Annotated in this window: 16 protein-coding genes; 12 read left to right on the forward strand and 4 right to left on the reverse strand. The window is 71.0% G+C overall.

Annotated elements, in window-relative coordinates:
- Positions 1–3: 3 nt before the first annotated feature.
- The 4 genes from ACT53U_RS05100 to ACT53U_RS05115 all read left to right on the forward strand — a co-directional run bounded on the left by ACT53U_RS05100 (position 4) and on the right by ACT53U_RS05115 (position 1,954).
- Positions 4–615: a LysE family translocator gene (locus ACT53U_RS05100; RefSeq protein ID WP_476153309.1), complete on the forward strand. Its 612-nt coding sequence runs from the start codon at positions 4–6 to the stop codon at positions 613–615.
- A 192-nt stretch (positions 616–807) separates the two neighbouring features.
- Positions 808–1,329, forward strand: coding sequence for an EF-hand domain-containing protein (locus tag ACT53U_RS05105; protein ID WP_476153311.1), 522 nt, complete (start codon positions 808–810; stop codon positions 1,327–1,329).
- A 141-nt stretch (positions 1,330–1,470) separates the two neighbouring features.
- Complete coding sequence (gene rpmG / locus ACT53U_RS05110; protein ID WP_131311142.1) at positions 1,471–1,638, forward strand: 50S ribosomal protein L33; 168 nt, start codon at positions 1,471–1,473, stop codon at positions 1,636–1,638.
- Positions 1,639–1,789: 151 nt separating this feature from the next.
- A complete protein-coding gene (locus ACT53U_RS05115; RefSeq protein ID WP_476138120.1) occupies positions 1,790–1,954 on the forward strand; it encodes a hypothetical protein in 165 nt (54 codons plus the stop codon).
- 82 nt (positions 1,955–2,036) lie between these two features.
- On the opposite strand, the gene ACT53U_RS05120 is transcribed toward ACT53U_RS05115, so the two are convergent.
- On the reverse strand, positions 2,037–3,959 hold the full coding sequence (locus ACT53U_RS05120) for an OmpA family protein (protein WP_476153313.1): 1,923 nt from the start codon (positions 3,957–3,959) through the stop codon (positions 2,037–2,039).
- Positions 3,960–4,149: 190 nt separating this feature from the next.
- On the opposite strand from ACT53U_RS05120, the gene ACT53U_RS05125 reads away from it, so the two are divergent.
- Positions 4,150–4,365, forward strand: a complete 216-nt coding sequence (locus tag ACT53U_RS05125) for a hypothetical protein (RefSeq protein ID WP_476153315.1) — start codon at positions 4,150–4,152, stop codon at positions 4,363–4,365.
- Between the two features lie 333 nt (positions 4,366–4,698).
- On the opposite strand, the gene ACT53U_RS05130 is transcribed toward ACT53U_RS05125, so the two are convergent.
- Complete coding sequence (locus ACT53U_RS05130; protein ID WP_476153317.1) at positions 4,699–6,069, reverse strand: PleD family two-component system response regulator; 1,371 nt, start codon at positions 6,067–6,069, stop codon at positions 4,699–4,701.
- A 15-nt stretch (positions 6,070–6,084) separates the two neighbouring features.
- Positions 6,085–6,456, reverse strand: a complete 372-nt coding sequence (locus ACT53U_RS05135) for a response regulator (protein ID WP_476138124.1) — start codon at positions 6,454–6,456, stop codon at positions 6,085–6,087.
- A gap of 109 nt (positions 6,457–6,565) precedes the next feature.
- Between ACT53U_RS05135 and ACT53U_RS05140 the strand changes: the two genes are divergently transcribed.
- The 3 genes from ACT53U_RS05140 to ACT53U_RS05150 all read left to right on the forward strand — a co-directional run bounded on the left by ACT53U_RS05140 (position 6,566) and on the right by ACT53U_RS05150 (position 8,930).
- Positions 6,566–6,874: a DUF3572 domain-containing protein gene (locus tag ACT53U_RS05140; RefSeq protein ID WP_476153319.1), complete on the forward strand. Its 309-nt coding sequence runs from the start codon at positions 6,566–6,568 to the stop codon at positions 6,872–6,874.
- Positions 6,871–7,536: a hypothetical protein gene (locus ACT53U_RS05145; RefSeq protein WP_476153321.1), complete on the forward strand. Its 666-nt coding sequence runs from the start codon at positions 6,871–6,873 to the stop codon at positions 7,534–7,536. Before ACT53U_RS05140 ends, ACT53U_RS05145 begins: the two co-directional genes overlap by 4 nt.
- A gap of 71 nt (positions 7,537–7,607) precedes the next feature.
- Entirely contained in the window at positions 7,608–8,930 is a 1,323-nt protein-coding gene (locus tag ACT53U_RS05150) for a DNA polymerase IV (RefSeq protein ID WP_476153323.1), read from the forward strand.
- Between the two features lie 9 nt (positions 8,931–8,939).
- On the opposite strand, the gene ACT53U_RS05155 is transcribed toward ACT53U_RS05150, so the two are convergent.
- Positions 8,940–9,779 carry a cell envelope integrity EipB family protein gene (locus tag ACT53U_RS05155; RefSeq protein ID WP_476153325.1) on the reverse strand — a complete coding sequence of 280 codons (840 nt, stop codon included), beginning with the start codon at positions 9,777–9,779 and terminating at the stop codon, positions 8,940–8,942.
- Positions 9,780–9,970: 191 nt separating this feature from the next.
- On the opposite strand from ACT53U_RS05155, the gene ACT53U_RS05160 reads away from it, so the two are divergent.
- The 4 genes from ACT53U_RS05160 to ACT53U_RS05175 all read left to right on the forward strand — a co-directional run bounded on the left by ACT53U_RS05160 (position 9,971) and on the right by ACT53U_RS05175 (position 12,088).
- On the forward strand, positions 9,971–10,429 hold the full coding sequence (locus ACT53U_RS05160) for a RidA family protein (protein WP_476153327.1): 459 nt from the start codon (positions 9,971–9,973) through the stop codon (positions 10,427–10,429).
- A 14-nt stretch (positions 10,430–10,443) separates the two neighbouring features.
- On the forward strand, positions 10,444–11,214 hold the full coding sequence (locus ACT53U_RS05165; RefSeq protein WP_476153329.1) for a glycerophosphodiester phosphodiesterase family protein: 771 nt from the start codon (positions 10,444–10,446) through the stop codon (positions 11,212–11,214).
- Positions 11,215–11,303: 89 nt separating this feature from the next.
- Positions 11,304–11,570: a hypothetical protein gene (locus ACT53U_RS05170; protein WP_476153331.1), complete on the forward strand. Its 267-nt coding sequence runs from the start codon at positions 11,304–11,306 to the stop codon at positions 11,568–11,570.
- A 194-nt stretch (positions 11,571–11,764) separates the two neighbouring features.
- Entirely contained in the window at positions 11,765–12,088 is a 324-nt protein-coding gene (locus tag ACT53U_RS05175) for a hypothetical protein (RefSeq protein WP_476153333.1), read from the forward strand.
- The last annotated feature ends 5 nt before the right edge of the window (positions 12,089–12,093 follow it).

Here is a 12,093-nt window from a genome sequence, read left to right on the forward strand (position 1 = left end):
CCGATGAGCCTCCTCGCCCTCGCCATCTTCGCCGGCGCGCTGTTCCTCAACGCCGGATCGCCGGGTCCGAGCGTCGCGGCGCTGGTCTCGCAGGTGCTGTCGCGGGGCGCGCGTTCGGTGCTGCCCTTCCTCGCCGCCATGTGGATCGGCGAGGCGCTGTGGCTCGCCGCCGCGGTCGCGGGGCTGGCGGTCGTCGCCGAGCGGCTGCACGAGGTCTTCGTCCTCGTGAAGTGGGCGGGCGTCCTCTATCTCCTGTGGCTGGCGATCGGTCTGTGGCGCGATCCCGGCAAGGCGGAGGGCGAATCGTCCGCCCCGACCGGCGGCTGGCGCCTCTTCGCCACCGGCATGGCGCTGACCATCGGCAACCCGAAGATCATGGTCTTCTACGTCGCGCTGCTGCCGACGCTGCTCGACGTGCGGGCGATCGGCCTCGCCGACTGGGCGCTGCTCACCGCCGTGCAGATCGGCGTGATGGCCTTCGTCGACCTCTCGTGGGTCGCGGCGGCCACCGGCGCGCGGCGGTTCCTGACCTCGCCGCGGGCAGTACGGTGGACGCGCCGGGCGAGCGCGCTCGCCATGGGCGGGGCGGCCGCGACCATCGCGGCGCGGGCGTGAGGCCACATTAAGCCGAGTTAACTGGAAAAGTTATACGCCGCGTCATACTATTCATGACGTGGAAGAACCCGCCGCAGCCGATCGGCCCGCGGCGCGAGGTTCTCGGACAAGACATCGATCGATGCCGTCGCGACGGCACGGAGGGCGCTGCTTTCCGTGGAGAGAGCGCGCGTGTCGACGAAGGAGGCCGTCATGAAACGCAGGACCCTCGCTCTCACCATCCTCGCCGCCGGCACCCTCGCGGTCGCCTTCGCCACCGTTCCCTCGGCCGACGCTCAGCCCGGACCCGGCATGGGTTGGGGTCAGGGTGCCGGGCGCGGCATGGGCGGCGGCATGGGGATGGGCCGGCCGGACGCGCCGTGGCGCGAGCGTTTCGCCGCGATCGACACCGACGGCAACGGCGCGATCTCGGCCGCCGAGATGCGCGCGCAGGCCGAAGGCGTCTTCGCCGCGATGGACGTGAACTCCGACAACCGCCTGACCCGCGAGGAATACATGGCCGTGCGCATGGGCGCGCAGCGCGGGTACAACACCGATCGGCAGGCGCAGATGCAGAGCCGCAAGGCCGCGCGCTTCGGCACCTGGGACACCGACCACGACGGCTTCGTCAGTGCGGCCGAATTCACCGCCGGCCACGATGCCGAGTTCCGGGCGGCCGACCGCAACGGCGACGGCGTGCTGACGCCGGTCGAATTCCGCGGTCGCAACTGGTGAACGGACCGGCCGAAAAGGCGTCTCGCGCTTGACAGCGCCGGCCTTTTCGGTCAGGTATGCCCCACTTCGAGATCGGCGCGAGGCCCGGTGCGCGAGCACGCGGGCCTTCGCTTTCGAGATTGTTTTCCAGAGGGACCGGCCATGGCCAAGGCGACCACCATCAAGATCAAGCTCGTGTCGACCGCGGACACCGGCTACTTCTACGTGACCAAGAAGAACTCCCGTACCATGACGGAGAAGTTCGCCGCGAAGAAGTACGACCCCGTCGCGCGCAAGCACGTCGAGTTCAAGGAAGCCAAGATCAAGTGATCTGAGGCTCCCGAATTCCGTGATCGACGAAAGCCCCGGCCAGCCCGGGGCTTTTCTTTTTCGTACCCGGTCGGTCGGATTGTCGGGATCGCGGAGAGCCTTCCTCGAGGAATCACGCTCATCCTCGGTTGACCCCCAAGGAGTTCCCCCGATGAGCAGTTCGATTTCCGCGGTCGGTTCGGCGCCGATCCGCACGGCCGAAAGAGCCGAAGGCCCCGGCCGCGACCGTACCCCCGACAACGACGCCGACGACGGCAAGCAGACGAAGGCCAGCCCGCCGGCCGGACAGGGCCGCCTCGTCGATCGCTACGCCTGACCCGCAGCACGACGACCCCGTACGAATCGAAAGGGCCGCCCCGAGGGGCGGCCCTTCTGCGTTTTCGGGGCGTGCGCGTCGCTCAGTGCGCGGCGCCGGCGTCGATCAGCGGCGTGATGCGGCGGACGGTGACGCGGCGGTTGATCTGCGACGGACCGTCGGTCATCTCCTTGGGGAACTGGGCGCCGTAGCCCTGGGTCACCAGATTCTCCGCCGGGATCGAGAAGTCGCGGGTGAGCACCGCGGCGACCGCCTGGGCGCGGCGATCCGACAGCGACAGGTTGTCGACGTCGTTGCCGACCAGGTCGGTATGGCCCTCGACCAGGAAGATCTCGTCCGGGTTGCGGGCGAGCGCGCGCGTGATGCCGCGGGCGATCCGCGCCAGCCGGCCGATCTCCTCCGGCTCGACGGTCCAGGCGCCGGTCGGGAAGGTGATCGTGTCGACGTCGATCGCCGGCATGTAGGCCCGCAGATCGCGGCTCGAGCGGACCTCGTCGAGCGTGTAGCGGCGCGGCAGCGGGCCGAGCGGCGGGGCTTCGAGCGTCTCCTCGATCAACCGTTCGTCGGCGCGATCCGATTCGATCACCCAACGCTCGCGCGGCACCGGCGGCGGCGGCAGGACCACGATCTCCTCGCGGAAGCCGGGACCGCGCGGACGGAAGCCGTCGTCGATCAGCACCTCGCGACGGCCGTCCGGCCATTCGCGGACGCGGCGGATCAGGCGGCCGTCGACATCGGTGACGGTGACGATGCGCACGCCGTCGGGCCGTACCCAGACCGACACGGTCTCGTCGCCACGCCGTTCGACCGTGCTCGAGCCGCCGAAGTCGCGGAAGCGCGCGGTCTCGTCGTGACGCAGGTAGAGGCCGCCGCGATCACGCACGATGACGCGGCCGTCGGGCTCCGAGTAGAAGGTCGCGCCGTCGCGGTCGACCTCGCGGCGCTGGCGACGGACGTCGTCGAGGCCCTGGGCCTGACCACCGCTGCCCATGAGCACGCCGCCGACGACACCGACCGCGGCACCGGCCGCCGCCGCACCGAGCACGCCACCGACACCGGGGCCACGCGGACCTTCGGCATGCGGCGGACGGCCGGGATCACCGGGACGACCGGGTTGGAACTGGGCGCCGGGCTGCGGCGGCACCGGCTGGACCTGCGGAGGAACCGGCGCGACGCCGGGACCCGTTCCGGGCATCGGCGGACGACCGGGGCCGGCGCCGGGAGCACCGGGAGCCGCGGGCGGCGGAACCGGCGGCGGGGCCGAGGACGTGGCCGGCGGACGCGAACCGCCCGGCGTGGGCGCCTCGAAGGGCGCGGCGGGCGCGGGAGCCGCAGCGGCCGGCGGTGCCGGCGGGCGAACCACCGGGGCCTGACCGCTCGGTGCGGGCGCGGCGGGCGGACGCACGACCGGAGCCTGACCACTCGGCGGCGGGGCGGCGGGACGCACCACCGGAGCCGAACCGCTGGGTGCGACCGACGGGGCGGTCGGCGCGGCGGGGCGTTCGATCTTCGGTGCGGTCGGCGCGGTCGGCGCGACGTGAGCGGGCGGCGGAGCCACGTGAACCGGTGGCGGAGCCACGTGAACCGGAGGCGGGGCCACGTGAACCGGCGGCGGGGCGACACGGGTGGGGGCCGGCGGCGGCGCGCGATGTTCGATCTGGGGTGGCGGGGCGGCAGGGCGCTGCGGCGGGGGCTCGCGCATCACCGGGGCACTCGCCGGCGGGCGCGACGGCGCGGGCGGCGCCACGTGGGGCGCGGCCGGCGGACGCGGCGGCTCGACGCGGGCGGGCGGCGGCGGGGCGGCAGGGCGCTGCGCACCACCGGAGGCGGGCGGACGCTTCAGGGGATCTTCCTCGGGCCTCGTCGCCTGGGCGACGCGGATCGTGCCGTCGGTGGGGCCTGCGAACGTCCCCTGCCCGGCCGAGGCGACCCCCGCCCCTGCGCCGGTGGCGAGCAGGGTGGGCAGGATCGTGCCGATCGCGAGAAGGTCCTTCAGGGTCTTCATGTCGTCTCTCCCTCTGCGCGCAAAAGGCGCCGGACCGCCATCCGACACCCGGATCGGGGCCGATCCATGTCGAAGATCGATCGTCTTTCGGCGGATAGAGGGCAAAAACGCGGCGGAAGGGCGCGGCGGGAGCCGTTGCCAAGGCGCGCGAGGGGTGTATGGTGCGCCTCTCGTCGCCGGAGGACGCGTGATGGCCAATGACACGACCGGGTTCCGCTCGCTCGTCGAGCAGATTCAGCAGCGCGATCGCGAAGCCGCCCCCGCCGTCGGACGTCCGCGCGCCCGCGCAGCGGAACGCACCGAGAAGACCGAGCGCCCCGCCCGCCGCCACGAAGCCGCGACCGCGGCCGAACGCGCGGTGCTGCGCGACGATCTGCCCGCCTTCCTGACCCGACGCTGGCTCTGAAGCCGCCCGTTCCGCCCGCAAAGGGCGGAGGGCCGGCCGAGCGATGGTGACCGGCGAGGAGGCCACTCGCGATCGTCGCTCGACCGGCGCGACCCGACTTGCCCGGGCGTTTGCGGCGATCCCGAGCCGTCGGGCTCCGAAACCTTCGTCCGCCGGCGCCGATCGGGGCGGCCGACGGGCGCGGCTTTCGGGACGAAGGCCGAGGAAAACCCTAGCGAAGCCCGCCGCGACGGCAAAGCCCCACGGCCTCCCGGCTCGCCGAATTCGCGAATGTTCGTAAATCGTTGAGGTTAACACGGCCCGCGTGCGCCCGAGCCGGGGCGTGCCCGCGCCTCAGGCGGCGCGCAGCACCACGCGGTTGCGACCGCCTTCCTTGGCCTCGTAGAGGCCGGCGTCGGCACGCTTCATGATCGTCTCGACGGTGTCGTGGGCGCTTTCGAGCGCGCCGATGCCGATCGAGATGGTGCGCGGCAGCAGGCGGCCGTCGGGCAGGCGGAAGGGCTCGCCGGCGACGCGCTCGCGGATGCGCTCGCCGACCACGCGGGCCGAGGCGAGATCGGTGTCGGGCATGATCACCACGAACTCCTCGCCGCCGTAGCGACAGGCGAGATCGGCGCCGCGGATCGAGCTCTCGATGCGGGTGGCGAGATCGCGCAGCACGGCGTCGCCGGCATCGTGGCCGTAGGTGTCGTTGACCGCCTTGAAGTGGTCCATGTCGGCGATCAGCACGGCGAGCTGACGCTGGTGGCGATGGGCCTGCTCCAGCGTGTGCTCGAGATGCGTCGACATGAAGCGGCGATTGTGCAGACCGGTCAGGCCGTCGGTGACGGCGAGTTCCATGGTCTGCTGGACGCTGTCGCGCAGGCGGTCGGTGTAGTGCTTGCGGCGGATCTGGGTGGCGACGCGGGCGAGCAGCTCCTGGCGGTCGACCGGGCGGACGAGATAGTCGTTGACCCCGAGTTCCAGGCCGCGCAGCAGCCGGGCGCGATCCTCGAGCTCGGCGAGGAGCAGGATCGGCAGCATGCGGGTGCGCTCGAGGCCGCGGATCTGCGACACGAGACGCAACGCGTCGAAATTGGCGAGGCCGAGCGACACGATCACCAGGTCGAAGTCGCTCTCGGCGACGCGGAACAGCGCCTGCTGCGGATCGGTCTCGATGGTCAGGCGATGGCGGCCGTTGCAGGCGGCGACGAGACGTTCGGCGCTGGAGCGGCGATCGTCGACGAGCAGGATGTTGCCTTCCGCCACCTCGGCGAGGAGGCGCGGATCGTCGGCGTCGTCGAGCCCGAGGCCGCGGCTGCCGGGCGCACGCAGGCGCAGTTCGTCGGTCAGCGCCTTGAGGCGGACGAGGCTCCTCACGCGGGTGACGAGCGCGGTGTCGGAGACCGGCTTGGTCAGGAAGTCGTCGGCGCCGGCCTCGAGCCCCTTGACCCGATCGGCGACCTGATCGAGCGCCGTCACCATGACGACCGGCACGTGCATGGTGCGCGGGTCGGCCTTGAGACGACGGCAGACCTCGAAACCGTCCATGCCCGGCATCATCACGTCGAGCAGCACGATGTCCGGCGGCATCTGGGCGCATTTCGCCAGCGCCTCCTCACCCGACATGGCGGTGGAGACGTCGAAATACTCGGCGGTCAGACGCGCCTCGAGCACCTTCACGTTGGCGGGAATGTCGTCGACGACGAGAACGCGACCGGTCATTTCGATCCACCGAACTTACGCATCACCGAGGTAGGACTTGACCGTCTCGAGGAACTTGGCCACCGAGATGGGCTTGGAAATGTAGGCCTCGCAACCGCCCTGGCGGATGCGCTCCTCGTCGCCCTTCATGGCGAAGGCGGTGACCGCGATGACCGGGATCGATCGCAATTCGTCGTCCTCCTTCAACCACTTGGTCACTTCGAGGCCCGACACTTCGGGCAACTGGATGTCCATCAGGATGAGGTCGGGGCGATCGGCGCGCGCCACGTCCATCGCATCGAATCCGTTGCGCGACTGCAACGTCCGATAGCCGTGCGCCTCGAGAAGATCGTGGAAGAGCTTCATGTTGAGCTCGTTGTCCTCCACGATGAGGACGGTCTTCGCCATCACCACACCCCCGGACCTTCCGGTCCTCCATCGGCGAGATCGTCGCCGGTGCTTTTCCCTGCAAACGACGCTAGCATCGAAACCCTACCGAAGTTGTTAAGGACGGAAAATGCGATCTTCGCCAAGGTTTCCGAGTCGTGAAGGCCTGACGCCGGACAAGGCCGCCGAGATCGCCATCGCGGCACTCGGGCATCTGGCCGGCGATGCCGAAGCGATCGGCCGGTTTCTCGCGGTCAGCGGCATCGGGCCGGAGAACCTGCGTGCCGCCGCCGCCGAACCCGGCTTCCTCGCCGGCGTGCTCGCCTATTTCCTCGAGGACGAGAGCCTACTCCTCGCCTTCTGCGAGAGCGAGCGGCTGCGTCCGACGCTGATCGCGGCGGCGCGCCACGCCCTCGATCCCCTCTCCGACATCTCATGAGCGGCGTCCGTCTCCTCGGATCCGTGGCCGATTTCCGCGCCGACGGGCGCCCGCTGATGGTGGTCGACGTCGACGAGGTGGTTCTCCGTTTCGTCGCGCCGCTCTCCGCCTACGTGGCGCGTTTCGGCTACCAGTTGGAGCCGCGCTCCTTCGCCATCACCGGCAACGTGGTGCGCGAGGGTGGCGGCCAGGCGATCGCCGGCGAGCTGGTCAAGGAGCTGATCGACTGCTTCTTCCGCGACGAGGTCGAGAATCAGCCGGCAGTCGACGGCGCCCTCGCCGCACTCGCGACACTCGGCGCGACCTGCGACATCGTGCTCCTCACCAACGTGCCGGCGCGGCAGGCCGAACGCCGCGCGGCGCATCTCTCCCGTCTCGGTCTCGCCTGCCCGATGATCGCCAACGAGGGATCGAAGGGCGGACCGATCGCCACGCTCGCCGCGGCGGCGCGCGACGTCGGCGGCGAGGCACTCGAGGTCGTCTTCGTCGACGACGGGCCGAACCATCTGGCGGCTGCCCGCGGCACCGTCGAGCGGCTGCGGCTCGTCCATTTCGTCGCCGATCCGGCTTGGTTCGCCATGGCGCCGCAGGTCGGCGGCACGTGGCTCCGCACCCGCGACTGGGCCGAGGTGACGCGCGCCGTCGCGGCACTCGCGGGGTGAGGCCGGCGATTGCCGCCCCGACCGGGCGCGGGTAGATTCGTTCCACCCGCTTCGGGCCTTCGGATCGACACGTGACGACATTCAAGGATCAGGCGGACGTGCCCCGCCCCCTCGCCTTCTGCCGCGAGTGCCTGTCGCCCGCGCGACGGGGGGCGACGCGTTGTCCGAAGTGCGGTTCGCCGCGGCTGATCGAGCACGACGAACTCGGCACACTCTCGATCGCCCATGTCGATTGCGACGCCTTCTATGCCTCGATCGAGAAGCGCGACGACCCGAGCCTCGTCGACAAGCCGGTGATCGTCGGCGGCGGCAAGCGCGGCGTCGTCGCGACCGCCTGCTACATCGCCCGCATCCACGGCGTGCGCTCGGCGATGCCGATGTGGCAGGCGCTGGAGCGCTGTCCGCAGGCGGTCGTCATCCGGCCCAACATGGAGAAATACACCCGCGTCGGCCGCGAGGTGCGCAGACTGATGGGCGAACTGACGCCGCTGGTCGAGCCGCTGTCGATCGACGAGGCCTTCCTCGATCTCTCCGGCACCGAGCTGCTCCACCACGGCTCACCGGCGCTGTCGCTCGCCGCCTTCGCCAAGCGGGTCGAGAAGGAGGTCGGCATCTCGGTGTCGATCGGCCTGTCGCACAACAAGTTCCTCGCCAAGATCGCCTCCGATCTCGACAAGCCGCGCGGCTTCTCGGTGATCGGGCGGGCGGAGACCGAGGCGTTCCTCGCGCCACGACCGGTCACCACCATCTGGGGCGTCGGCAAGGCGACGGCGGAGGCCCTGTCGGCCATGGGGCTGCACACGATCGCCGACATCCGCCGCGCCGACGAGAGTGAACTCTTCCGCCGCTTCGGCGTGCTCGGCAAACGGCTGAAGGACCTCGCCTTCGGCCGCGACGCCCGGGTGGTCGACCCGTCGGACGAGATCAAGTCGATCTCCAACGAGATCACGCTCGACACCGACGTCGGCGACTTCGTGGCGCTGGAGAAGATCCTGTGGCGGCTCTCCGACAAGGTCGCGCGGCGGCTCAAGGCCCATGCGATCGGCGGCTTCACCGTGCAGCTGCGCCTCAAGACGCCCGACTTCAAGGCGATCAGCCGCGGCCGTCGCCTCGCCGATCCGACGGCGCTCGCCGACCGGATCTTCCGCACCGGCGCCGACCTGCTGCGCAAGGAATGCGACGGGCGGCGCTTCCGCCTGATCGGCATCGGCGTCTCCGACCTGACGGGGATCGAGTTCTGCGATCCGCCGGATCTCGTCGACGAGGCGGCCGGCCGGCGGGCGCGGGCGGAAGCGGCGATCGACGATCTGGCGAAACGCTTCGGCGCCGGCGTGGTCGAGCCGGGCCTCGTCTTCGCGCCCAAGCCCAAGGCGAAGCCGGCGGGCGAGACCTGACCGATCGCCTCAGCGGCAGGCGGCGGCGGGCAAGGCGTCGAGCGACGACAGCCGTCCCTTGAGGACGAAGGAGCCGTAGTCGAAGCGCATGCGGCGGGAGACGCCGTTGTCGTAGAGCAGGAAGTTCAGCCGGTAGTCCGGCAGCTGCGCCGCATCACCGGCCTTCGACATGTCGTAGAAGGCGATGTCGATCGGCCAGCGGCGATGACCCTTCAGCAGATCGTTCGCGGCGGCGGGCTCGTCGGCGGTGTCGTCGGCGCCGGTCTGCTCCCGGCCGATGACGATCGCCGTGCGGTAGGGCTTCTCGCCGCTCTCGGTACCGTCGTAGAGGTCGATCTCGGCGATCGTCTTGCCTGCCTTGGCGGCGTCGAGCACGGCGGCGAGGTGGTCGGTCGGGAAGCGCACGGCGGCGGGCAGCGACACGCCCTTCTCGCCCGGCTGCGCCAGCTTCACCTCGACCGCGTCACCCTTGCGCAGGGCGCGGCCCTTGGTGGTCTCCACGGGCACGCCGTCGACCCAGTTCTCGTTGACGAAGTCGTAGGAGGAACCGTTCGCGTCCTCGAAGGCGGTGGCGCGGATGTCGGTCAGCCGCGCCCGGCCTTCCGTCGGCTCGAGCCGCGTCACCATGCGGAACTTCGAGGCCCAGCCCTCGCAGGGGGAGCCCGCGAACTCGTAGACGAGGCGGCCGGAGACGGCGCCGATGGTGTCCCCCTTGCCGGCGTCGGCGAGGCTCATCTCGTAGATCGCGCGATGCGGCGAGAAGGGCGCGACGCGCGCCTCGGCGGCGAAGGCGGCGGGGGCGGAAAGACACAGGGCCACGGCGAGAGCCGGGCGGCGGAGGCGCTTCATCGATCGTCCTCGTGGCAGGCGGCGCGCAGGCAGCCGGTTCGGGGGAGCCTGCTGGCCAATCGTGGCAATTCGACGCCGAACGAATACACCGCGCGCCGGGCGGCGGCCATGCCGCGAGACGATTGCGGGCGACGGCGGAATCCGCCAAGAAAGGCGCTCCCCGGCATTGCCGCCGAACTCGGAGACCGTTCATGACCATCGCCGCCCGCCTCGCCGAACTCGGTATCGACCTGCCCACCCCGGCTCTGCCTGCCGCCAACTACGTGCCCTTCGTCAAGTCGGGCAACCTGCTGTTCGTGTCGGGCCAGATCCCCGTCGGCGCCAAGGGCATCGAGTTCGTCGGCAAGCTCGGCGCCGACGCCGACGTCGAGACCGGCCGGGCCGCCGCCCGCCTCTGCGCCATCAACCTGATCGCCCAGGTGAAGGCCGCCACCGGCGATCTCGAGAAGCTCGTCCGCGTCGTCAAGCTGACCGGCTTCGTCAACTCCACCCTCGAGTTCGGCGATCACCCCAAGGTCGTCAACGGCGCCTCCGACCTGATGGTCGAGGTGTTCGGCGACAAGGGCCGTCATTCGCGTTCGGCGGTCGGCGTCGCCGCCCTGCCCTTCGGCGTCGCGGTCGAGATCGAAGGCATCTTCGAGATCGCCTGAGAGGGGGAAGTCCCGTGACCAAGCCCGACTTCGCCTGGCTGACGGCACGCCCGATCGCCCACCGCGGTCTCCACGACCGGGCGGCCGGCCTGATCGAGAACTCGCTCGGCGCCGCCCGCGCGGCGGTCGAGCGGGGCTATTCGATCGAATGCGACGTGCTGCTCTCGGCCGACGGCGAGGTCGTGGTCTTCCACGACGACACGCTCGACCGGCTGACGGCCGAGACCGGCCCGGTCGCGGCGCGCACCATGGCGGAGCTCCGGGCCATTCGCCTGACCGGCTCCGACGACACCATCCCCTCGCTCGGCGATCTCCTTTCGGTGATCGGCGGGCGGGTCGGATTGGTGATCGAACTCAAGTCGACCTTCGCGGCGAAGACCGACACGGCGCTCGCCGAGCGGGTCGCCGCAGCGCTCGCCGGCTATGCCGGCCCGGTCGTCACCAAGTCGTTCGACCCGCGCCTCACCGTCGCCGCGCGCCGCGCCATGCCGGGGCTCGCCCACGGCATCGTCGCGGAACGGGCGCGCGATCCGGTCGACTACGGCGGGCTGGGGGTGGCGACGCGTTTCGCGCTGACCCACCTGCTGCACGCACCGTGGAGCCGGCCGGACTTCGTTTCCTATTCGATCGCCGACCTGCCGGCGCTCGGGCCCTCGATCGCGCGGGCGCTCTTCGGCCGACCGGTGATCACCTGGACGGTGCGCACCGGCGCCGACGTCGCCAAGGCGGCGCGGCACGCCGACCAGATCGTCTTCGAAGGATTCCTGCCGCCGATCGGCGCCTGACGGGCACGAAAACGTTTCCGTAACGGCAATCGGCGATGTTACGCTCGAATTGCACGGGCGGTCGGGATCGGCAGGGAGAGATCGACGACATGTATCTCAGGAACGTTTCCATGGCGGTGACCGTCGCCGCCACGCTTCTCGCCGGAGCCGTTGCGGCGCCCACGCCGGCGAGGGCCAACGATGCGGCCGCGGCCGCCGCGGTCGGCTTCGTCGGCGGCATGGTGGTCGGCGGCGCACTCGCCAACCAGAACGCCGGGCCGGCCTATTACGAGCGGCGCCACCACGTCCGCCGCTGCTGGATCGAACGCTGGCGCGATCGTTGGGGCTACGTTCGCGAGCGGCGCGTCTGCCGCTGATCGCCGGTCCCTTCCGTCCCGCGGGTGCCGTCACGCACGCGCCGGGCCCCCGCGTCGTCCCGAGTGGGCCTGCCGCTGCGTCCGTCGAAGCCGCGCGGGTTGCCGCATTTCCGCCGGATCGTGCGGCGATGATTCCTCCAACGCCCCGAGGCCGTCGAGGGGCCGAACCGAAATTCCCGTCGGAGTCGGAAGCCATGATCGTCAAGTCGTTCACTCTCGCGGTCGCCGTCGCCGCGGCCTTCCTCGCCACCACCGCCACGTCGGTCAAGCCGGCGCGGGCGGACGAAGCCGGTGCAGCCGTCGCGGCGGGTGCCGTCGGTCTGGTCGGTGGCCTGATCCTGGGCGGCGCGCTCGCCGACGGCGCCCGGGCCGAACCGGTCGAGGAGGAGGTGATCGTCCGTCGCCCGCCGCCGCGCCGCGTCTACGTCGAGGAAGAAGTCGTCCAACCGCGCCGCTGCTGGCGCGAGGAGTGGCACGACCGCTGGGGCGACATCCACTTCCGCCGCGTCTGCCGCTGAGGCCC

This window comes from Pinisolibacter sp. DMC19 (assembly GCF_056313985.1).